The organism is Streptomyces sp. NPDC052101 (genome assembly GCF_040680235.1).
GTDB lineage: Bacteria > Actinomycetota > Actinomycetes > Streptomycetales > Streptomycetaceae > Streptomyces.
Genome location: NZ_JBFAWH010000016.1, coordinates 1 through 21,075, shown reverse-complemented (window position 1 = coordinate 21,075; position 21,075 = coordinate 1). Strand labels below are relative to the sequence as shown.

The 21,075-nt window shown below is 71.1% G+C and carries 17 protein-coding genes and 1 rRNA gene; 9 read left to right on the top strand and 9 right to left on the bottom strand.

All coding sequences use genetic code 11. The annotated features are described in order from the left end of the window. Nucleotides 1–181 precede the first annotated feature (181 nt). A complete protein-coding gene (locus AB0L75_RS26680) occupies nt 182–691 on the top strand; it encodes an Rv3235 family protein (RefSeq protein WP_365185437.1) in 510 nt (169 codons plus the stop codon). Between the two features lie 79 nt (nt 692–770). Here AB0L75_RS26680 and secA read toward each other — a convergent pair whose 3' ends face one another. Continuing rightward, nucleotides 771–3,581 (bottom strand): preprotein translocase subunit SecA, encoded by a 2,811-nt coding sequence (secA, locus tag AB0L75_RS26675; protein ID WP_365185434.1) that lies wholly within the window; start codon nt 3,579–3,581, stop codon nt 771–773. A 252-nt stretch (nt 3,582–3,833) separates the two neighbouring features. Here secA and AB0L75_RS26670 point away from each other — a divergent pair, with 252 nt between their 5' ends. Further along, a complete protein-coding gene (locus AB0L75_RS26670) occupies nt 3,834–4,403 on the top strand; it encodes a GNAT family protein (RefSeq protein WP_365185432.1) in 570 nt (189 codons plus the stop codon). A 62-nt stretch (nt 4,404–4,465) separates the two neighbouring features. Continuing rightward, complete coding sequence (locus AB0L75_RS26665) at nt 4,466–5,668, top strand: crosslink repair DNA glycosylase YcaQ family protein (RefSeq protein WP_365185430.1); 1,203 nt, start codon at nt 4,466–4,468, stop codon at nt 5,666–5,668. A 27-nt stretch (nt 5,669–5,695) separates the two neighbouring features. On the opposite strand, the gene AB0L75_RS26660 is transcribed toward AB0L75_RS26665, so the two are convergent. The 6 genes from AB0L75_RS26660 to mtrA form a co-directional block, all read right to left on the bottom strand. Continuing rightward, a complete protein-coding gene (locus tag AB0L75_RS26660) occupies nt 5,696–6,442 on the bottom strand; it encodes a response regulator transcription factor (RefSeq protein ID WP_023550070.1) in 747 nt (248 codons plus the stop codon). A gap of 205 nt (nt 6,443–6,647) precedes the next feature. Continuing rightward, entirely contained in the window at nt 6,648–7,373 is a 726-nt protein-coding gene (raiA, locus tag AB0L75_RS26655) for a ribosome-associated translation inhibitor RaiA (protein WP_365185892.1), read from the bottom strand. 279 nt (nt 7,374–7,652) lie between these two features. Next, entirely contained in the window at nt 7,653–8,555 is a 903-nt protein-coding gene (locus AB0L75_RS26650) for a ComF family protein (protein ID WP_365185427.1), read from the bottom strand. Nucleotides 8,556–8,713: 158 nt separating this feature from the next. Beyond that, entirely contained in the window at nt 8,714–10,552 is a 1,839-nt protein-coding gene (locus tag AB0L75_RS26645) for an LpqB family beta-propeller domain-containing protein (RefSeq protein ID WP_365185424.1), read from the bottom strand. Beyond that, the gene (gene mtrB, locus AB0L75_RS26640; protein WP_365185421.1) at nt 10,542–12,656 is read right to left on the bottom strand and encodes an MtrAB system histidine kinase MtrB; all 2,115 of its coding nucleotides are present in this window, start codon (nt 12,654–12,656) and stop codon (nt 10,542–10,544) included. Before mtrB ends, AB0L75_RS26645 begins: the two co-directional genes overlap by 11 nt. 1 nt (nt 12,657) lies before the next feature. Next, on the bottom strand, nt 12,658–13,347 hold the full coding sequence (gene mtrA, locus AB0L75_RS26635; RefSeq protein ID WP_191870552.1) for a two-component system response regulator MtrA: 690 nt from the start codon (nt 13,345–13,347) through the stop codon (nt 12,658–12,660). Nucleotides 13,348–13,595: 248 nt separating this feature from the next. On the opposite strand from mtrA, the gene AB0L75_RS26630 reads away from it, so the two are divergent. Further along, nucleotides 13,596–13,844 carry an SCO4226 family nickel-binding protein gene (locus tag AB0L75_RS26630; protein WP_365185418.1) on the top strand — a complete coding sequence of 83 codons (249 nt, stop codon included), beginning with the start codon at nt 13,596–13,598 and terminating at the stop codon, nt 13,842–13,844. A 112-nt stretch (nt 13,845–13,956) separates the two neighbouring features. On the opposite strand, the gene mtnA is transcribed toward AB0L75_RS26630, so the two are convergent. Continuing rightward, complete coding sequence (gene mtnA, locus AB0L75_RS26625; RefSeq protein ID WP_365185416.1) at nt 13,957–15,099, bottom strand: S-methyl-5-thioribose-1-phosphate isomerase; 1,143 nt, start codon at nt 15,097–15,099, stop codon at nt 13,957–13,959. A gap of 140 nt (nt 15,100–15,239) precedes the next feature. On the opposite strand from mtnA, the gene AB0L75_RS26620 reads away from it, so the two are divergent. The 5 genes from AB0L75_RS26620 (at nt 15,240) to AB0L75_RS26600 (ending at nt 20,907) form a co-directional block, all read left to right on the top strand. Next, a complete protein-coding gene (locus AB0L75_RS26620) occupies nt 15,240–16,598 on the top strand; it encodes a glycerophosphoryl diester phosphodiesterase membrane domain-containing protein (RefSeq protein WP_365185413.1) in 1,359 nt (452 codons plus the stop codon). A 73-nt stretch (nt 16,599–16,671) separates the two neighbouring features. Then, entirely contained in the window at nt 16,672–17,415 is a 744-nt protein-coding gene (locus AB0L75_RS26615; RefSeq protein ID WP_365185889.1) for a DUF4129 domain-containing protein, read from the top strand. Next, nucleotides 17,412–18,608: a DUF4350 domain-containing protein gene (locus tag AB0L75_RS26610; protein ID WP_365185410.1), complete on the top strand. Its 1,197-nt coding sequence runs from the start codon at nt 17,412–17,414 to the stop codon at nt 18,606–18,608. Before AB0L75_RS26615 ends, AB0L75_RS26610 begins: the two co-directional genes overlap by 4 nt. Next, complete coding sequence (locus AB0L75_RS26605; protein WP_365185886.1) at nt 18,608–19,597, top strand: MoxR family ATPase; 990 nt, start codon at nt 18,608–18,610, stop codon at nt 19,595–19,597. Before AB0L75_RS26610 ends, AB0L75_RS26605 begins: the two co-directional genes overlap by 1 nt. Next, nucleotides 19,597–20,907 (top strand): DUF58 domain-containing protein, encoded by a 1,311-nt coding sequence (locus AB0L75_RS26600; protein ID WP_365185407.1) that lies wholly within the window; start codon nt 19,597–19,599, stop codon nt 20,905–20,907. Before AB0L75_RS26605 ends, AB0L75_RS26600 begins: the two co-directional genes overlap by 1 nt. A gap of 86 nt (nt 20,908–20,993) precedes the next feature. On the opposite strand, the gene rrf is transcribed toward AB0L75_RS26600, so the two are convergent. Continuing rightward, nucleotides 20,994–21,075: ribosomal RNA gene (rrf, locus tag AB0L75_RS26595) — 5S ribosomal RNA — on the bottom strand; the annotation flags it as partial.

The following is a 21,075-nucleotide window of genomic DNA, read 5'->3' as shown; positions in this document are numbered from 1 at the left end:
CACCCGGCGCACCCCGGGGATCTCGGGGATCCGCACCCTCCGCCTCCCTCGGATAGGTGAACATCCGAGCCCCTTCCGAGGCCTCGCCGCCGTCCTTGCCACCCCGCCGCCGGCCCCCGTACAAGATCCCCACCAGTGAGTTACCGCCCGGTATCGACCGGGCCCGCCGAACGGGGACCCCATGAACAAGGTCATGAGCCGCACCGCCCAGCAGCCCCGCCCGCGCCACCGTCCGCCGACCCGCCACGACACGCGACGCCCGGGCGGCGCCCCGCCCCGGAAGCCGTCGATCAGGGGCAGGCGGGACATGCCGGAAGTCGCGGCCCGGAAGGCGAGCACGGCCCTCACAGCGCCCGAGGCGGCCCTGCCGCCGGTACGCCCCACCGATCTCTTCGCAGAGCGCCTGCTGGCCGTCCTGAGCGGTCAGCGGCCCGTCCACTGGATGCTCCGGCACACCGCGGGCCGCGCCTACGACGACCTGGCCCGCCTCGCCGAACACGGGCCCCTGCGCACCCGGGGATCCAGTCCCGTGGTCCACGACATCGGCTACTACGTCCCCAGCCAGGGCGCCCTGGAGGTCTTCGCCCGTATCGGCGCCGGCGACCAACTCCGTGCCCTGGCCTTCCGCCTGGAACTGGGCCAGGACCTCCGCTGGCGCTGCACGGCAGTGGAAACCGGCCCCCGCACCTGAAAACACCGCCGCAGGCAGAAGGGCCGGGTCCCGACGGGAACCCGGCCCTTCTCAACGGCCAACTCGCCGCGGCGGCACGCTACTTCTTGCGGCGTCGTCCGCCCTTGGCCTGGCGCCGGCGCTCAGCCCGTGTCAGCCCGTCCGACTCGGACCGCACCGGCTCGTCGTCCTCGAGGTCGCGCTCCACGATGCCGCCCTCGCCGTCCACGGTCGGCGCCGAGAAGTGCAGATCCCGCCGCTGCGGAACGTCCAGCCCCTTCGCGCGGATCTCCGGACGCGCCCCGGCCTGCGCCGGCACGGTCTCCTGGACGCCCTCGCCGACCGGCTCCGCGGCCTCCACCGGGACCTCCTCGACCTGCTGCTCGACCTGGACCTCCAGGTTGAACAGATAGCCGACGGACTCCTCCTTGATGCCCTCCATCATGGCGGTGAACATGTCGAAGCCCTCGCGCTGGTACTCGACCAGCGGGTCCTTCTGCGCCATCGCGCGCAGGCCGATGCCCTCCTGGAGGTAGTCCATCTCGTAGAGGTGCTCACGCCACTTGCGGTCGAGGACCGACAGCACGACCCGGCGCTCCAGCTCGCGCATGATCTCGGAGCCGAGCTGCGCCTCCCGCGCCTCGTACTGCTCGTGGATGTCTTCCTTGATGGACTCGGAGATGTACTCGGCGGTCAGGCCGGCCCGGTCGCCGGCGGCCTCCTCCAGCTCCTCGATGGTGACCTTCACCGGGTAGAGCTGCTTGAAGGCGCCCCACAGCCGGTCCAGGTCCCAGTCCTCGGGGAAGCCCTCGGCGGTCTCCGCACCGACGTACGCGTCGATCGTGTCGTCCATGAAGTGCTGGACCTGCTCGTGCAGATCCTCGCCCTCCAGCACACGGCGGCGCTCGCCGTAGATGACCTCACGCTGCCGGTTGAGGACCTCGTCGTACTTCAGAACGTTCTTACGGGTCTCGAAGTTCTGCTGCTCGACCTGCGACTGCGCGGACGCGATCGCGCGCGTGACCATCTTGTTCTCGATCGGCACGTCGTCCGGGACGTTGGCCATGGACATCACGCGCTCGACCATCTGGGCCTTGAACAGGCGCATCAGGTCGTCGCCGAGCGACAGGTAGAAGCGGGACTCGCCCGGGTCGCCCTGTCGGCCGGAACGGCCGCGCAGCTGGTTGTCGATGCGGCGCGACTCGTGCCGCTCGGTGCCCAGCACATACAGCCCGCCGAGGTCCTCGACCTCTTCCTTCTCGGCCTTGACGGCCTGTCCGGCCTTCTCCAGGGCGGCGGGCAGCGCCGCGGCCCACTCCTCGATGTGCTCCTCGGGGTCGAGGCCGTGCTGGCGCAGCTCGGCCTCGGCGAGGTCCTCGGGGTTGCCGCCGAGCTTGATGTCCGTACCACGGCCGGCCATGTTGGTGGCCACCGTCACGGCGCCCCTGCGGCCGGCCTGGGCGACGATCGTCGCCTCGCGCTCGTGCTGCTTGGCGTTCAGCACCTCGTGCTGGATACCGCGCTTGCTGAGCTGCTGCGAGAGGTACTCCGACTTCTCGACGGACGTCGTGCCGACGAGGATCGGCTGGCCCTTCTCGTGCTTCTCCGCGATGTCGTCGACGACCGCCTCGAACTTGGCGACCTCGGTGCGGTAGATCAGGTCCGACTGGTCCTTGCGGATCATCGGCTTGTTGGTCGGGATCGGGACCACACCGAGCTTGTAGATCTGGTGGAACTCGGCGGCCTCGGTCATCGCCGTACCGGTCATGCCGGAGAGCTTGCCGTAGAGGCGGAAGAAGTTCTGCAGGGTGATCGTGGCGAGCGTCTGGTTCTCGTCCTTGATGTCCACCCCTTCCTTCGCCTCGATCGCCTGGTGCATGCCCTCGTTGTAGCGGCGGCCGGCGAGGATACGGCCGGTGTGCTCATCGACGATCATGACCTCGCCGTCGATGACGACGTAGTCCTTGTCGCACTTGAAGAGTTCCTTGGCCTTGATGGCGTTGTTCAGGTAGCCCACGAGCGGGGTGTTCACCGACTCGTAGAGGTTGTCGATGCCCAGCCAGTCCTCGACCTTGGTGACGCCGGACTCGTGGATGGCGACCGTGCGCTTCTTCTCGTCGACGTCGTAGTCGCCGGTCTCCTCGACGCCCTTGAGCGGGTTGCCGGCCTCGCCCTTCTTCAGACGCGTGACCAGCTTGGCGAAGTCGCCGTACCACTTGGTGGCCTGGTCGGCCGGGCCGGAGATGATCAGCGGCGTACGGGCCTCGTCGACCAGGATGGAGTCGACCTCGTCGACGATGGCGAAGTTGTGGCCGCGCTGCACCAGCTCGTCCTGGGACCATGCCATGTTGTCGCGCAGGTAGTCGAAGCCGAACTCGTTGTTCGTGCCGTACGTGATGTCGCACTCGTACTGCTCGCGGCGCTGGGCCGGCGTCATGTTGGCGAGGATGCAGCCGACGCTCAGGCCCAGGAACTTGTGGACGCGGCCCATCATCTCGGAGTCGCGCTCGGCCAGGTAGTCGTTGACCGTGACGATGTGGACGCCGTCGCCGGACAGGGCGTTGAGATACGCGGGCAGCGTGCCGACGAGGGTCTTGCCCTCACCGGTCTTCATCTCGGCGACATAGCCGAGGTGGAGGGCGGCGCCACCCATCAGCTGCACGTCGTAGTGCCGCTGGCCGAGGGCGCGCTTGGCGGCCTCGCGGACGGTGGCGAACGCCTCGGGGAGCAGGTCGTCCAGGCTCTCACCATCGGCGTACCGCTGCTTGTACTCCTCGGTGAGGGCCCGCAGCTCGGCGTCGGAGAGGTCGACGAAGTCCTCTTCGATGGAGTTGACCTGGTCCGCGATGCGGTGCAGCTTGCGCAGGATCTTGCCTTCGCCTGCACGCATGATCTTCGAGAGGACGGACACGGGGGTTTGTCTCCTTGCCGGTCGGGCCTGGGACGGTCGGTTTCCATTTGACTTACTGAGCAACGGCCATCGTATGCGAGGACCAGGCTGGGCCGGGAGGCCTGGCGGCCCGACGGCTGCTTCATCCAGGACAACGGACGGGCCACGGCGATAGTGCCGCATCGGCGCGAGGAATTGCGCGAAATGTGATCACGTGCTCACACACAGCGAAAAACGATGGCCGCCGGGCCGTCGAGCGAGCACAATCGGCCGATGGAGCCCGTCACCCTCACCACGGACCGCCTGGTCCTGCGCACGGTCGGCCCGCACGACACCCAGGCGGTGTACGACGCCGCGCAGGATCCCGACATCCAGCGCTGGACCACGGTGCCCTCACCGTATCTGCCCGAGCACGCCGACGGCTTCACCGAGCAGCTGGTCCCCGACGGCTGGGCGCAGGGCTCGATGTTCACCTTCGGCGTCTTCCTCGCCGACGGGGAACTCGCGGGCATACTCGGGCTCACCATGCGTTCGCTCGGCGTGGCGGAGGTCGGCTTCTGGGCGGCCAAGGAGCACCGCGGCCGTGGCTACGTCACGGAGGCCACGCTCACGGCCTGCCGGTGGATCTTCACCGAGGTCGGCGTCGACCGGGTCGAATGGCGTGCCGAGGTCGGCAACCACGCCTCCCGCGCCGTCGCCGAACGCGCGGGTTTCACGATCGAGGGCACCCTGCGCTCCGCGATCAACAACAAAGGGGTGCGCCGGGACTGCTGGGTCGGCTCCCTGCTCCCCTCGGACCTGGGCCTGCCGTCCACGGCGCCCTACCTGCCCGCCCGTTCCTGACCTCCGGGAGCGTTTGCGCAGGTCACCGCGGACTGTCAGTGGGGCCCTCTATCGTCCGGGGCATGACGACCCTGCCGCGCCCGACCACCACCCTCACCGCGGACGACGCCCGCCGTATCGCCCTGCGGGCCCAGGGCTTCCTCGGCGCGCCCGACCGGCGGGCCGGTGTCCGCGGGGTGCTGCGCCACCTCGGCGCGGTCCAGCTCGACACGATCTCCGTGCTCGCCCGCTCCCATGAACTCGTTCCGTACGCCCGGCTCGGCGCGGTCGGCCGCAGAACGGTCGAGGCCGCCTACTGGAAGCCTTCGTCGATCGGCGTGTCACCGGCCCGCCCGCACGCCTTCGAGTACTGGTCGCACGCGGCATGCATCCTCCCCGTCGAGGAGTGGCCGCACTTCGCCTTCCGCCGCCGCGCCTACCGCGACCGCCCGCACTGGAACCACGAGCTGCCCGAGGGCGCCTACGACCAGGTCATCAAGCAGCTGCGCGCGGAAGGCCCGCTGACCTCCACGGAGCTGGGCGGCGCGAAGAAGACGAACGAGTGGTGGGACTGGTCCGGCACCAAGGTCGCCGTGGAGCGCGCGCTGATGTACGGCGAGGTGGTGTGCGTCGAGCGCCGCGGCTGGAAGCGGGTGTACGACCTGGCCGAGCGCGCCGTCCCGGACGCACTGCTGCACGACGAGCTGGACGACACCGAGTGCCTGCGCCGCCTGGTCCGGCTGGCCGGCGAGTCCCTCGGTGTCGGCACGCGCGCGGACATCGCCGACTACCACCGCCTCAAGGGCGAGCAGGTCGACGCGGTGATCGCCGACTCGGGTCTGGTCCCGGTCGAGGTCGAGGGCTGGGGCAGGGCGGCCTGGGCCGATCCGGCGGCGCTGGCGACACCGCCGCGCGGCCGTCACCGCACCACGCTGCTGTCGCCGTTCGACTCGCTGATCTGGGAGCGGGCGCGCACGGAGCGGATCTTCGGCTTCGCCCATCGCCTGGAGGCGTATGTGCCCAGGTCTAAGCGGGTCCACGGCTACTTCGCGATGCCGGTGCTCGCGGGCGGCCGGCTGGTCGGACGGGTCGACCCGGCGCGCGAGGGGCACACGCTGGTGGCCAAGCAGGTCACGGTGGACGGGCCGAAGGCGGTACCGGCGGTCGCCCAGGCCCTGATCGAGGCGGCCACCTGGGTGAACTGCACGGACGTCCGCGTGGAGCGGGTGCACGCCCCCGACCTGCGCGAGCCCCTGACGAGAGAACTGGCCCGCACTCTGGGCTAGCCCTCTCCGACCGGACCGCTCCGGCCGTTACCGGATCTCCAGGATCTTCTCCCGCATCGCGTAGACCACGGCTTCCATCCTGGAGTGCAGCTGGAGCTTCTCCAGGATGTTGCGGACATGGTTCTTCACGGTGTTCTCGGAGATGAACAGCTCCTTGGCGATGTCCCGGTTGTTCATCCCGGTCGCGACGAGCTTGAGGACCTCCAGCTCCCGGTCGGTCAGCCGCGGCGCGGGCACCAGCCGGCGCTCGTCGGTGCGCTGGATCATCGACTTGAACTCGGTGAGGAGCTTCGACGCCATGGACGGGCTGATCTGCGACTGCCCGTCGGCCACCGCGCGAATGGCGGTCGCCACCTCGTCCGTGGAGATCTCCTTGAGGAGGTATCCGGTCGCACCCGCCTTGATCGCGTCGTAGAGGTCGGCCTCCTCGTCGCTGATCGTCAGCATGATGATCTTGGCGCTGGGGGCGACCTCCTTGATGGACGTACAGGCCTCGATCCCGCCGCGCTTGGGCATGCGGACGTCCATCAGCACGATGTCGGGCAGCAGATCGGCGGCCTTGTCCACGGCCTCGGCGCCGTCACCGGCCTCGCCGACGACCTGGATGTCCTCCTCCGCCGCGAGCACGATCTCCAGTCCGCGCCGGAAGAGGGCGTGGTCGTCGACGACCAGGACTCTGATCGGCTCCGCCCGTACGGAGCCGGCGTCCGGGCCCATGCCGATGACACCGTCGTCGCCATCCTCGTCCCGCATCGGTCCGAAGGTGTCCGCCATCGTTCCTCCCCCTGAAGGCTGTGGCCTGTGGTCCTGTGCCATCGCCAACCCAAGGCAGCGGCCCACCGGTTGGGCCGGTCCGGCCATGATTTCATGCCCGGGCGACACCGAGGTGACGTCCGGGGCGTGAAGTGGTCGCACACAGGTGCCCCTGGGGGCGCACACGCGCGTCCAGGGGCACCGGCTCGACTTCGCCCGGGTGGGTTCAGCCGCCGAGCGTGCCCCCCGCCTCGGGGGACTGCGCGTTGGCGACCATCGGGTCCGAGTTGAGGTGGATCACGCCGTAGTCGTAGGCGTGGCGCCGGTAGACGACGCTCGGTTCCTTCGTCTCTGCGTCGACGAACAAGTAGAAGTCGTGGCCGACCAGTTCCATCTCGTAGAGGGCCTGGTCAAGGCTCATCGGTGCGGCGACATGGGTCTTCTCGCGGACGACGAGGGGGCCCTCGCCCTTGATCTCCAGCGAGCCGATCTTCTTCGTCGGCACTCCGTCCGCCTCTTCCTCGTGGACGGGGAGGCCGTTGCCGTTCAGCGTGGCCGCGCCCGGGACGTGGTCGGGAACCTCGGCCGCCGAGACCCGCCGTGCGCCACGGCGCGAGAACCGCTTGTCGTGCTGCTTGCGCAGCCGGGCGTCCAGTTTGTCCGCGGCCAGGTCGAGTGCCGCGTACGGGTCGCTGGCCGCCGCCTCCGCCCGGATCACCGGACCGCGGGAGCGGAGGGTGATCTCCACTCGGTCACAGCGGTCGGCCTGTCGGGGGTTGGGCTCCTTGGACACCTCGACGTCGAGGCTGATCACCTTGCCATCGAGCTTCTGGATCTTCTCCAGGTTCAGCTTCTCGGCCACGTGCTTGCGGAACCGCTCGGGCACCTCGGTCTTGCGGCCTTTGACGACGATGTCCACGCAGAACTCCGTTCCCGGATCGCTCCGCTCCAGCGGCGGAGCATCTCCCTTTTGCACCAGGTCCGGTGAGCACCGGACCTCCGACTCGGTGACTTCCACCTCCTCCTCCCCCGACGGCGAGATCTCCACCCCACCCGCACGGGTCAATGAGGAAAACCCGTGGCACGGCATTCCGATATGAGAGGTGTGGCCTGCGCCTTTCCTCACAACCGAACATATCTCGCCCGGACGGATGTCGTCACCCTCTACTCCGGCGTACCTCCGTTCAGGTGAATTACGCCTCTCGCTACCTGCAACGATGCAAGTCAGCAGTCAGTTCCTGTTTATTTCAAAAGAATCCCACGGAGCGGCGATCACGGCCGCATGGAGCGCATGCCCGAGCGTGTTCACCACCGCCTTTTCCGGTGCACCATGCACCCACTTCCCGCTCTCCGGCCGTGCCCCGATCCGTCGTTCATCCCTTCCTTCCCGAGTTACGGCCCCGTACACAGCCGTTCTCACCACGGTTCGCTCTTCTGCCACCTCCCGTACGACTCGCGCCGCCTCCGCGAGGCTGGCGCCCGTAGTGATCAGGTCGTCGACGAGCACGACGTGTCCGGCACCGAGTAGCCGGTCACCGCCCGCACTCACCTCCAGCGCGCCCGCGAGGTTCGCGAGGCGCCGCCGCGCGTCGAGCCCGGCCTGGTCCGCCACGCCCCGCCGCTGGCGCAGCACGGCCGCCACCCTGGCCGGCGTCCCGGTGCGCCGCAGCTCCCCCGCCGCCGCGAGGGCCATCCGCCGCACCGGATCGTGACCGCGCGCCCGCACGGCCCACCGGGCGGAGGGCACGGGGACGAGCAGCACGGGCCGGAAACCGGGTGCGCCACCCCGTCGGCTGCTGGAACCGGCACCGGCATCGGCAGGACCGGCACCGGCACCGCTCTCGCCCAGGCCCGCTCGCACGGCCCCCGCCAGAGCCGAACCCAGCGGTCCCGCGAGGGCCAGCGCACCCCGCTCCTTGTGCGCGAGAAGCAAGGTGCGCACCTCCTCCGCGTACGGAGCGGCCGCGTGGACCACCGGCAGCCCGGCAGGCTCCGGCACCGGCCGCACCTGCCGCGGCGCACGTCCGTGCAGCGCGGCCCGGCATCGCGGGCAGAGCACCGTACGAGGTGCTCCGCAGCCCGCGCAGTCGGTCGGCAGCACCAGGTCGGTGAGGTCCCGCCACCACCCCCGCATGTGCACCACTGTGCCAACGCCGGAGCGACTCGGCCACCCCTGTGGAAAACCCCTTGTGGACAAGCCTCTGTGGACAAACTCCGTGGACCAGCCCGGGGAGACCGCACACCCCCCGCCCGTCGCTCACACGAGGGCAGGGGCGGTGCGCGACACGACGCTCAGCCCGGATAGACCGGTGCCGTCCCGTCCTTGTCCACCTTCTGCCACTGCGCCCCGGACGGCAGCCGTACGATCCCGTCGTCCGAGGAGTAGGCCACCAGCGGTACCCGCTCGTCCTCGGACGCGGCGATCGCCTTGACGCCGGGAAGCCCGCCCGGCGCCGGACCGTCGAGCGCGGAGCCGTCGACCTGGACGTAGCGCATCTGCAGCACGCCGCCCTGCTCCCGGCCGACGACCAGCAGCCTGCTGTCCCCGGCCCACGACAGGGCGCTGACCTGCTCCAAGTCGGGCGCAGCCGACCGCAGTTCGACCACCGAAGTCCCCTGCCCGGTCCCGTTGTCACGCTGGATACGGCCGATGAGCAGGGACTGCTTGCCGTCCTTCTCCACGACCAGCGCGATCCGCACGCCGTCGGCCGCCACCCGCGCGTCCGTGATGTGGCTGGACAGCTCCGGCACCGCGACCTGCTCCGGTTTGGCAGCGCCCTGCTGCAGGACGTACAGCCCCGGACGGCGCGGGTCCCGATCGGCCACCCACAGGTCGCCGCGGGCGTCCCAGCTCGGTGTCGTCAGCCGGTCGGCCGGGGTCACGCCCTGGCTGGTCACCAGCGCGCCCCCGACCGAGGCGCCCGACGTCAGCGACGTCACGTACAGCGATCTGCCCTGGTCGCCGACCCCGGCCGCGTTGTGCTCGTCCCGTGACACCGCCACCGACTCGAGCGCCTTGGCGCCCTCGCCCAGCGGCCCCGGCACCGGAAGGGCGCTGGTGGTGGTACTCCCCGTCGGCATCCGCACCAGGCGGTGCTTGCCGTCGAGGTAGTACAGGTTGTCGGGGGTCTTGGCCGACCCGTGCCAGGCGGCCGACTCGGCGCGCTCCTCGCTCAGGTCGCACAGTCGGTGGCCGCCCGCGCCCTGCAGTTCGACGGACTCCAGCGTCGGCGCCAGGTTCCGCAGCGTGAACAGCACCTGCGTCGCCATTTCGGTGCACTTGACCGCCGTGACCTGGGACTCCTTCAGGTTCAGCGGCACGGTCAGCTTGTTCTGGTCGTCCGGTGCCAGGCCCGACGCGTCCTTCTGCAGGGCCGTGCCGGTCGGGAAGCTGGACCTCACGACCGGACCGAGCCAGCGGCTGGGCCCGCTCAGCAGCGAGCGGACCATCTGCGTCATCGGGTCCACCTTGCTGCGCACGAACACCGGATCGGCGACCGCCACCGGCTGCCCCGTCGCCCCGACCGTCGTGTCGGAGGCGAAGTAGTACTTGTCGACGGACGTGTAGTTGCGCTGGAAGTCCGACTTGCCCATGACGACACCGTCGGGCAGTTCGTCGATGCGCCACTGCCCGTCCTTCGGGCTGCGCGTGAGGCGCACCTTCTTGCGGTAGGAGCCGTCGGCCGGCTGGTACGCCTGCTGCCCGTCCACGGTCGCGACCCGGCTGCCGGCCAGGACGCAGGTGATGCTGCTGGGCAGGTCCGGGCTGCCGCCCGCCCGGCAACCGGGCTCGATGCTCGGCCCGCCCGCGAGGACCGTGGTCGACTGCTCCGGCCGCCAGGTACGCGCCGCGTCGGACGTCAGGTACTTGCGGGCCGTGTCGTACCCCGGGTCGTCGCTGGTCAGCGCCTCCAGGAAGCCCTGCATGATCTCGGCGGGCCCGGCGCCCTCGGCCGGCGGCATGGCGAACACCCGCACCCCGGTGTCCTGTCGCGGCGTGGACTCCACGTTCTTCAGGTCCCCGCTGTCGGGCATCGAGGCGCACCCGGCCAGCAGTACGGCCCCCAAGGCGGCGTACGCCACCGCGCGTCCAGGCCTGGGCCGGGCGCCCCCCTTGCGGTCAGCGCCCACGAAATGCCTCCCCTGGCTCCGTCGAGTCTTGCGCCCCGGACGTGTCCGGCCGGGCCCCGCCCGCGTCGGGCGCCGGGTCCGTAGCGGCCCCCTCGTCCGGGCGCCGGGCGCCACCGGTGGGCCGGGGCACCACGCGCGCACCGTTGCCGTTGCCGGGCAGTGCGGCCGGGTCGGCGGCAGGTGCGATGCCGGACAGCCGCGGCGCGATCGGGGCGCGCGTCGGCAGCGCGGGCGCCTGGGCGCCGCCCTGCTGCACGGGAACGGTCGCCCGCTTCTCCTCGGCCCCGCCGGGCAGACCGGCCTCGTCCAGGCCGCGGTTGCGGCGCGAGTCCTTGGGCTCCAGCGGTATCGGCGAGCCCCGTAGCGGCTCGTCCGCGGTCCTGGGCAGCGTCAGGCGGAACTGGGAGCCGCCGCCCGGCTCACCCCAGGCCTGCAGCCAGCCGCCGTGCAGCCGCGCGTCCTCCAGGGCGATCGACAGCCCGAGGCCCGTACCGCCGGTGGTACGCGCGCGTGCCGGGTCCGCCCGCCAGAAGCGGCTGAAGACACGGGTCGCCTCGCCCGGCTTGAGTCCCACGCCGTAGTCGCGCACCGCGACGGCGACCGCGCCGCCCGCCGCGGCGAGCTTGACGACGACGTCCTTGCCCTCGCCGTGCTCGACGGCGTTGACGACGAGGTTGCGCAGCACGCGCTCCACGCGCCGGGCGTCGGCCTCGGCGACGACGGGCTGCTGATCACCGATCACGCGTATGTGCGTGCCCTTGCGCTCCGCGAGCGGCTCCGCGCCGCTGACCACGCGCCGGACGACCTCCCTGAGGTCTATCGCCTCGGCCTCCAGTGCCGCCGCGCCCGCGTCGAAGCGGCTGATCTCCAGCAGGTCGGCGAGCAGCGACTCGAACCGGTCCAGCTGGTCGGCGAGCAGCTCGGCCGAGCGCGCGGTCACCGGGTCGAAGTCCTCGCGCGCCTCATGGATGACATCGGCGGCCATGCGCACGGTCGTCAGCGGCGTACGCAGCTCGTGCGAGACGTCCGAGACGAACCGGCGCTGCATCCGCGACAGGTCCTCCAGCTGCTGGATCTTCACCTGGAGGTTCTGCGCCATCTTGTTGAAGGCCTCGCCCAGGCGCGCGATATCGTCCTCGCCGGTGACCTTCATCCGCTCCTGCAGCCGCCCGGCGGACAGCCGCTCCGCGATCCCGGCCGCCATCCGCACTGGCGTGACGACCTGCCGCACCACCAGCCAGGCGATGGCGCCGAGCAGCACGACGACGAACAGCCCGGCGGTCGCCAGCGTGCCCTTGACCAGGCTGAGGGACTTCTCCTCCTGCGTGAGCGGGAAGAGGTAGTACAGCTCGTACGGCCGCCCGTTGGGGTCGTTGACCTGCTTGCCGATGACCAGCGCCGGCTGCGGCTCCTTGCCGTTGGAGTAGACGATCCGGGTGTAGCTCTGCGCGGCCGTCGTACCGCTGTTGATCCGCTCGCGCAGATCCGCGGGCACGCTGGAGGTCGGGTTGACGTACCCAGAGCCGCGCGGACTGCGCCCGCCGCCGCTGTCGTCACCGACGGGCAGCGTGACGACGTCGAAGGCGCCCGCGCCACCGCTGGACAGGGACTCCACGAGGTCGCTCATCCACGGGATGACGTTCTGCGACTGGCGGCCGTCCGTGGTCGACGTGCCGTCGGCGGTGCCGATCCCGGTGGCCGCTCCGGTGGCGGCGCCGCTGGCCGCCTCGTCGGCCTTCTGCTTGGCCACCGCGAAACCACCCGTGGCCTGGCTCTGCGAGGCCTTCACCTTCGCGTCCAGCAGGCCGTTGCGCACCTGCCCGATCACGACGAAACCGAGTAGCAGGACGACGCCCAGCGACATCACCAGCGTCGTGGCGACGACCCTGAGCTGGATGTTGCGCCGCCACAGCCGCATCACCGGCAGCAGCGGTCGGCGCACCCAGCGCAGGAACAGCCTGAGGACCGGGCTGCCCTGGACCCCGCCCTCGAGCAGCCCGCCCTCGAAGAGACCCCTCAACCGTGCACCCGCCGTCCGGCCGACAGGCCGCCCAGGACGGCCCCCGGACCGGCCGGGAGCCGAAGCGGCGCTGTCCCCGGACATGTCAGCTCGGCCCGGCCTTGTAGCCGACGCCACGGACGGTCACCACGATCTCCGGCCGCTCCGGGTCCTTCTCGACCTTGGAACGCAGCCGCTGGACGTGCACGTTGACCAGCCGGGTGTCGGCGGCGTGTCGGTAGCCCCACACCTGCTCGAGCAGCACCTCACGCGTGAACACCTGCCACGGCTTGCGGGCGAGCGCGACCAGCAGGTCGAACTCCAGCGGGGTCAGCGCGATCGACTGCCCGTCCCGCTTCACCGAGTGCCCGGCCACGTCGATGACCAGGTCACCGATGGTCAGCTGCTCCGGCGCGGGCTCCTCGGACCTGCGCAGGCGCGCACGGATCCGGGCGACCAGCTCCTTCGGCTTGAACGGCTTGACGATGTAGTCGTCGGCGCCCGACTCCAGGCCCACGACCACATCGACGGTGTCGCTCTTCGCCGTGAGCATCACGATCGGCACCCCGGACTCGGCCCGGATCAGCCGGCACACCTCGATGCCGTCCCGTCCGGGCAGCATCAGGTCGAGCAGCACCAGATCGGGTTTGGTCTCCCGGAAAGCGGCCAGCGCCTTGTCGCCGTCGGCTACGAAAGACGGCTCAAAACCTTCACCACGCAGCACGATGCCGAGCATCTCGGCCAGTGCGGTGTCGTCGTCGACGACAAGGACTCGTCCCTTCATAAACGACATCATCCCATTCTCGTAACAGTGACAGAGGCGCTGGTGAGCGAGGTCACTGGCCGGTGACCTTAGTCGTACTGGGCCGTCACTGTCTGCCCCTGTCCGCCGACGTCGATGTCAGTCGCGGATGTCGGCTCGGCGTCGCTCCACTGCTGACCGCGGGCGCCGGTCGCCATCGACGCCGTACAGGCACAAGATGGACATGACGGACCTGGCGAGGCACGCGCCGGGACGCGACAGCCGGAAGGAGGCGCGGCGCCATGCCCCAGTTCATGGATGTCCACCACGGGATGAATGGCATCACGGCCGACCAGCTGATGCAGGCCCACAGAGCCGATCTGGCCATCGAGAAGGAGGAAGGCGTCCACTTCGAGAAGGCCTGGGCCGACCCGGAGTCCGGCACGGTCTACTGCCTCTCGGAGGCCCCCTCGGCTGAAGCGGTCCAGCGCATCCACGAGCGCGCTGGGCACCTGGCCGACGAGATCCACCCGGTCCCCCTGACCACGTGACCGAAGACGCCGGCCAAGACCGTGGAGCGGTGAAGTCGGGCCGCACCCGTGGACACCGAGCGCGGCCTCGTCCAACCGGCAAACCCCTCCCCTGCTCCTTGATGTCAGCCCATTAGCCAGTCGCCACCTGGCCTGACCTGGCACACAGCTCGGCAAGAGCCTCGGCCGTCACAGGTGAGACGGCTCCCTCCTCGGTGACGATGGCCGTCACCAGCTCGGGCGGCGTCACATCGAACGCCGGGTTGTACGCCTGGGTCCCCAGGGGTGCCACCGGAATCCCGCCTCCTGCCCCCGGCACCGGCACCTGGGGTGCCGTGACCTCGGTCACCTCGAAGCCGGGTCGCTGCTCGACCTCGATGGACGCCCCGTCAGGGGTGTCCGGGTCGACCGTCGTCACCGGCGCCACCACGATGAACGGCACATGGTGGTACCGCGCCAGCACGGCGAGCGGATAACTCCCCACCTTGTTCGCCACCGAGCCGTCGGCCGCGATCCGGTCCGCCCCGATCAGGACCGCGTCCACCTCGCCCGCCGCGAACAGGGAACCCGCCGCGTTGTCGGTGAGCAAGGTGTACGCCATGCCGCTGCGAGCCGCTTCGTATGCCGTCAGGCGAGCGCCTTGCAGCAACGGACGCGTTTCGTCCACCCACAGCCGCCGCAGCCGCCCCTCTCGGTGCGCCGCGAGGGCCACCGCGAAGGCCGTACCCTCACCGCCGGACACCAGCGAACCGGAGTTGCAGTGGGTCAGGACCCGGTGCCCGCCACCGGGCAGCAGCTCGTCCAGGAGCGCCAGACCATGGGCCGCCATCCGGGCGCTGGCCTCGGCGTCCTCCCGGTGCAGCGCCCGTGCCGCGGCCAGAGCCGCCGCGGCCGCCTCGGTGGGATCGCCGGTCTTCGCCAGCGCGGCCCGATGCGCGGCCTCGGCCCGGCGCACGCCGACGGACAGGTTCACCGCGGTGGGCCGGGCGCCCTCCAGCGCTCGTGCCGCCTCCGCCACGTCGAAGCCGCGCGCGGCGGCGAGCGCGACACCGTACGCCCCCGCGATCCCGAGCAGCGGCGCCCCGCGCACGGCGAGCGAATGGATCGCCTCCACCAGCGCCGGCGCGTCCGTGCACACCAGCTCGACCTCCTCGGCCGGCAGCCGCGTCTGGTCGAGAAGCACCAGCACAGGGCCTTCGGGCGGTTCCTTCCATCGGATCGCAGGTATCTCGGTCGGCCGCTTGTTCCCGTCGATTTGCGCCTGCTGATCAGCCATGCCGTCAGTCTGCCCCGGATCCGGCGGACAATTGAAGGTATCCAGCCCCCACCGCGGCCGGTCCCCCGGTGACCACCCCATGACACGATGGCTGCCAACCTGCCGCCGCGACCGCGGAAGGGCACCGAGAAGGAGCTCCGATGACAGACTCTCCGGGCTGGGCCTCGCCCGGATCCGCCCCGTCGAACGAGGGGCGGGAACCCGGCGCGTCGGGTCCCGCCGAGCCTGCCGACCGCCCCGGCGACAGCGCGTCCGCACCGCAGCCGGACGCGAACGCACAGCGCCCGGGCGTGAAATGGTCCAAGGAGCAGCCGCCACCCGGCCAGTGGTCCGCGCCCACCGGTGCCCCCAGCCCGAACCAGGCCCCGCCGCCCCCGCCGCCCGGCCCGGGCTGGGGCCACCAACCGCCCGGCGGCCACGGAGGTCCGACCCCGGGCTACGGCGCCCCCGGCGCCCCCGGCGGCTACGGAGCCTGGGGCAGCGGCTGGGGCGGTCCCCCGCCCGCGGCCAAGCCCGGCGTCATCCCGCTGCGCCCGCTCGGCGTCGGCGAGATCCTCGACGGCGCCGTCTCCACCATGCGCACGTACTGGCGATCGGTGCTCGGCATCTCGCTGGTCGTCGCCCTGTTCACGGCAACCACCCTCGTCCTCGTGCAGGGCTTCGTCCTGAACGACGCTCTCGCACAGGTACAGGTCAACAATCCCGACGCCAACCCGGACGACGTGTTCCGTGCCATGCCGGACCTCATGCTCGGCACCGGCATCGTCACATCGATCTCCGGCATCGCCGTGATCATCGCCACCGCCCTGCTCACGACCATCACCAGCCGCGCCGTTCTCGGTCGGCCGGTCAGCATCGGCGAGGCCTGGCGAGACGCACGCCCGCAGCTTCCGAAGCTGTTCGGCCTGCTCATCCTGCTGGCTCTGATCGTCGTCGGCGTGGTCGCCGTCGGTGCGTTGCCCGGCATTCTCGTCCGGGTCGTCGGCGGCGACAGCATCGGAGGGGCCGCGTTGCTGGCCCTGGGCGTCCTCGGCGCCGCCGTGGTCTCGGCCTGGCTGGTGATCCGCTTCTGCCTGTCGACGCCCGCCCTGATGCTCGAACGGCAGACCATCGTCAAGGCCATGAGCCGCTCCGCAAAGCTGGTGCGCGGTTCCTGGTGGCGCACTTTCGGCATCCTGCTGCTCACCGGCCTCATCGTCAGGATCGTCGAGGCGCTCGTCAGCATCCCCTTCGCCGTCATCGGGGCCGCCGTGAGCGGCGACGGCATGAACAACCTGCTCGGCACCAGCGGCGGGCACGTCGGCTGGACGACCCTGATCATCCAGGGAATCGGCGCCCTGGTGGGCACCGCGCTCACTCTGCCGATCAGCGCGGGCGTCACCGTGCTCCTCTACATCGACCAGCGCATCCGCCGCGAAGCCCTCGACCTCGAGCTGGCCCGCGCCGCCAGTGTCCAGGGCGCCGGCACCGGCGCCGCCGGTGCCGTCCCAGGGAGCTGACGCGGTGAGTCTCACGGGGGGAGTGCTCGCGGCAGCGGTCCCGTCGGGCACCGGCGGCACGGTCGTACGAAGCCTGCTGCGCACGGCGGACACAGCCGCCCGTGCGACAGGCGGCTCCGAAAGCGAGCCACCGGTGACCATCCCGCGTGACCCCGCGCGGGAGGCGGCTCGCCGCGAGCTGTCCAAGCGGATGTACCACGAGAACGACCCCGGGCTGTTCCAGCGCGCGCTGAAGGCGCTCTGGGACTGGCTCGACCGGCTGCTCAACTCGGCCGCCTCGGCGACCCCCGGCGGCACGGTCGGCCTGATCGTCGTGGTCCTGTTCATCGTCGCCGTCCTGGCCGCCCTGTGGTGGCGCCTCGGGACCCCGCGCCGACAGCCCTCCTCCGCCATCGCCCTGTTCGACGACCGCCCCCGCAGCGCCGCCGAACACAGGGCGGCTTCCGAGGCACACGCGGCCCAGGGCCACTGGAACCAGGCCGTGCAGGAACGCATGCGGGCCATCGTCCGCTCTCTGGAGGAGCGGACCCTGCTCGACCTCCGCCCCGGCCGCACCGCCGACGAGGCGGCCGCCGACGCCGGCCGGGCCCTGCCCGCACACACCGACCGACTGCGGGCCGCGGCCCGCGAGTTCGACGACGTCACATACGGCGGACGCAGTGCGACCGAGCAGTCGTACGATCGCATCGCCGGACTCGACCGCGACCTGGAACGGACCAGGCCCGCCCTAGCCCACAGCAGCACCAGCACCAGCACCAGCACCAGCACCAGCACCAGCAGCACGGCACGCAATACCCGCCAGGGGGCCGCCCAGTGACCGCCGAGGCCACGCTGCCGACGACCTCCACCGCGCCCACCGCCCGCCAGGTGTGGACCCGCGCCCGGGGCATCGCGCTCGCCGCCGTACTGATCCTGGCGGCGGCCGTCGCCATGGCCGCCGTACGCTCCACCGCCCGGCACGGCGAACTGGACCCACGCTCCGCCGACCCCTACGGCAGCCGCGCCGTCGCCCAACTCCTCGCCGACCGGGGCGTCTCCACGCGCGTCGTCACCACGCTCGACGCGGCACGCGCCGCCGCCGGGCCCGGCACCACCCTTCTGGTCGCCGTGCCCGACCTGCTGACGAGCCGTCAACAGAACCAGCTGCACAAGGCCATCGCAACCTCCGGCGGGCGCACCGTCCTCGTCGCCGCCGGCAGCTCCTCCGTCGAGCGACTCGCCCCCGGGGTCACCGCGGACCCCGCCACCAGCACCGGCACCACACTCGCCCCCGACTGCGCCCTGCCCGAAGCCCGGCGCGCGGGCAGCGCCGACACCGGCGGCATCCGCTACACCACCACCCACCTCGGCGCGGACGCCTGCTACCCCAGCGAGCGACTCGCCACCCTGCTGCGCATCCCCGAGACATCCGGGGGCGGTGACACCGTCGTACTCGGCGCGCCCGACATCCTCTATAACGACCGCCTCGACGAGCAGGGCAACGCCTCCCTCGCCCTCCAACTCCTCGGCTCCCGCCCCCATCTGGTCTGGTACCTCCCCTCGCTGTCCGACACCTCGGCCACCGGCAACGGCGACCAGAAGAACTTCCTCGACCTGCTCCCCTCGGGCTGGCTCTGGGGCACCCTGCAGCTGTTCATCGCAGCGGTCCTCGCCGCCTTCTGGCGGGCGCGCCGCTTCGGCCCGCTCGTGCCCGAAAGACTCCCCGTGGCGATCCGCGCCTCCGAGACCGCCGAAGGCCGCGCCCGCCTCTACCGCAAGGCCGACGCCCGCGACCGCGCGGCCGCCGCTCTTCGCTCCACGACCCGCACCCGCCTCGCCCCTCTTGTCGGCGTCCCCGTCCCCCAGGCGCACACGCCCGAGGCTCTGCTCCCCGCCCTGTCCTCTCACCTCGCACGGGACGGACAGGACCTGCACTCCCTCCTCTTCGGACCGCCGCCCGGCGACGACGCGGCCCTCATCGCACTGACCGACCAACTCGACGCCCTCGAAAGAGAGGTACGCCGTTCATGATGGACCCGACCACTGACAACGCCGGGACCACCGGTGACGCGGGCGCCGCCCGCGCCTCCCTGGAAGCCCTGCGCGCCGAGATCGCCAAAGCCGTGGTCGGCCAGGACCCCGCCGTGACCGGCCTCGTCGTCGCCCTCCTCTGCCGCGGACACGTACTACTAGAAGGAGTCCCCGGAGTCGCCAAAACGTTGCTCGTCCGTACCCTCGCGTCCGCACTCGAACTGGACACCAAGCGCGTCCAGTTCACCCCGGACCTGATGCCGAGCGACGTCACGGGCTCCCTCGTCTACGACACCCGCAGCGCGGAGTTCTCCTTCCAGCCCGGACCGGTATTCACCAACCTCCTCCTCGCGGACGAGATCAACCGCACCCCGCCCAAGACCCAGTCCGCCCTCCTCGAAGCCATGGAGGAACGCCAGGTCACAGTCGACGGCACCCCACGCCTGCTCCCCGAGCCCTTCCTGGTCGCCGCGACACAGAATCCGGTCGAGTACGAGGGCACCTATCCCCTCCCCGAAGCCCAACTGGACCGTTTCCTGCTCAAACTGACGATCCCTCTGCCCTCCCGGCAGGACGAGATCGACGTCCTCACCCGCCACGCCTCCGGCTTCAACCCGCGCGACCTGCGCGCCGCCGGCGTACGCCCCGTCGCAGGCCCCGCCGACCTGGAAGCGGCCCGCGCCTCCGTCGCCAAGACAGCCGTGTCCCCCGAGATCACCGCCTACGTCGTCGACATCTGCCGCGCCACCCGCGAGTCGCCCTCCCTCACCCTCGGCGTCTCCCCCCGCGGAGCCACCGCCCTCCTGGCCACCGCCCGTGCCTGGGCATGGCTGACCGGCCGCGACTACGTCATCCCCGACGACGTGAAGGCCCTCGCCCTGCCCACCCTGCGACACCGGATCCAGCTGCGCCCCGAGGCGGAGATGGAAGGCGTGACAGCGGACTCCGTCATCAACGCCATCCTCGCCCACGTCCCGGTGCCCCGCTGATGGCGCTCACCGGACGCGCCGCCCTCCTCGCGGCCCTCGGCTCGATCCCCGTCGGCATCCTCGAACCCGGCTGGTCGGGCATCCTCGCGGTCAACGGCCCGCTGGCCCTCGCCTGCGCCTGCGACTACGCCCTCGCCACCCCCGTACGACGCCTCGTCCTGTCCCGGTCCGGCGACACTTCCACGCGCCTGGGCGAAACCGCCGACGTCACGCTCACGATCAGCAACCCGTCCCGCCGCACCCTGCGGGCACAGCTGCGGGACGCCTGGCCACCGAGCAGCTGGCAGCCCGGCACCGAGATCGAAGCCTCCCGTCACCGTCTGACCGTTCCTCCGGGCGAACGCAGACGCGTGACGACCAGGCTCCGTCCCACCCGCCGCGGCGATCGCCAGGCCGACCGCGTGACGATCCGCTCCTACGGCCCCCTCGGCCTGTTCTCCCGTCAAGGCGCCCACAAGCTGCCCTGGTCAGTACGGGTCCTGCCCCCGTTCACCAGCCGCAAGCATCTTCCGTCGAAACTCGCCCGATTGCGTGAACTCGACGGCCGCACCAGCGTGCTGACCCGCGGCGAGGGAACGGAGTTCGACAGCCTGCGCGAGTACGTCCCCGGCGACGACACCCGCTCGATCGACTGGCGAGCCACCGCCCGCCAGTCCTCCGTGGCCGTGCGCACCTGGCGCCCCGAGCGGGACCGACACATCCTCCTGGTCCTGGACACCGGCCGTACCTCCGCCGGCCGCGTGGGTGACGCACCACGTCTCGACGCCTCCATGGACGCAGCGCTCCTCCTTGCCGCACTCGCCTCCCGAGCCGGCGACCGCGTGGCACTCCTGGCGTACGACCGTCGGGTACGTGCCCTGGTCCAGGGCCGCTCGGCAGGAGACGTACTGCCAGGCCTGGTGAACGCGATGGCCGCGTTGGAACCGGAACTCGTCGAGACCGACGCCCGCGGGCTAACCGCGGCCGCCCTGCGTACGGCACCTCGCCGTTCGCTGATCGTGCTGCTCACGACCCTCGACGCGGCCCCGGTGGAACAGGGGCTGCTCCCCGTACTTCCGCAGCTCGCTCAACGACACACTCTTCTGGTCGCCTCGGTGGCTGACCCGCACATCGCACGTATGGCTGAGGCCCGCGGAAACGCAGAGGCGGTCTACGAGGCGGCGGCAGCGGCTCAGGCACAGAGTGAGCGTCAGCGCACGGCCGAGCAGCTCCGTCGTCATGGAGTGACGGTCGTGGACGCGACTCCGGAGGATCTGGCGCCGACTCTGGCGGACGCGTATCTGGCTCTGAAGGCGGCGGGCCGGCTCTGACCGGCCCGGGCTCCCCCGCCCTTCGGGGGCCCTGAAACGCAGAAAACCCCCGCACCGTTCCCGGTGCGGGGGTTTTCTCAAAATTTGTTCGGCGGCGTCCTACTCTCCCACAGGGTCCCCCCTGCAGTACCATCGGCGCTGTGAGGCTTAGCTTCCGGGTTCGGAATG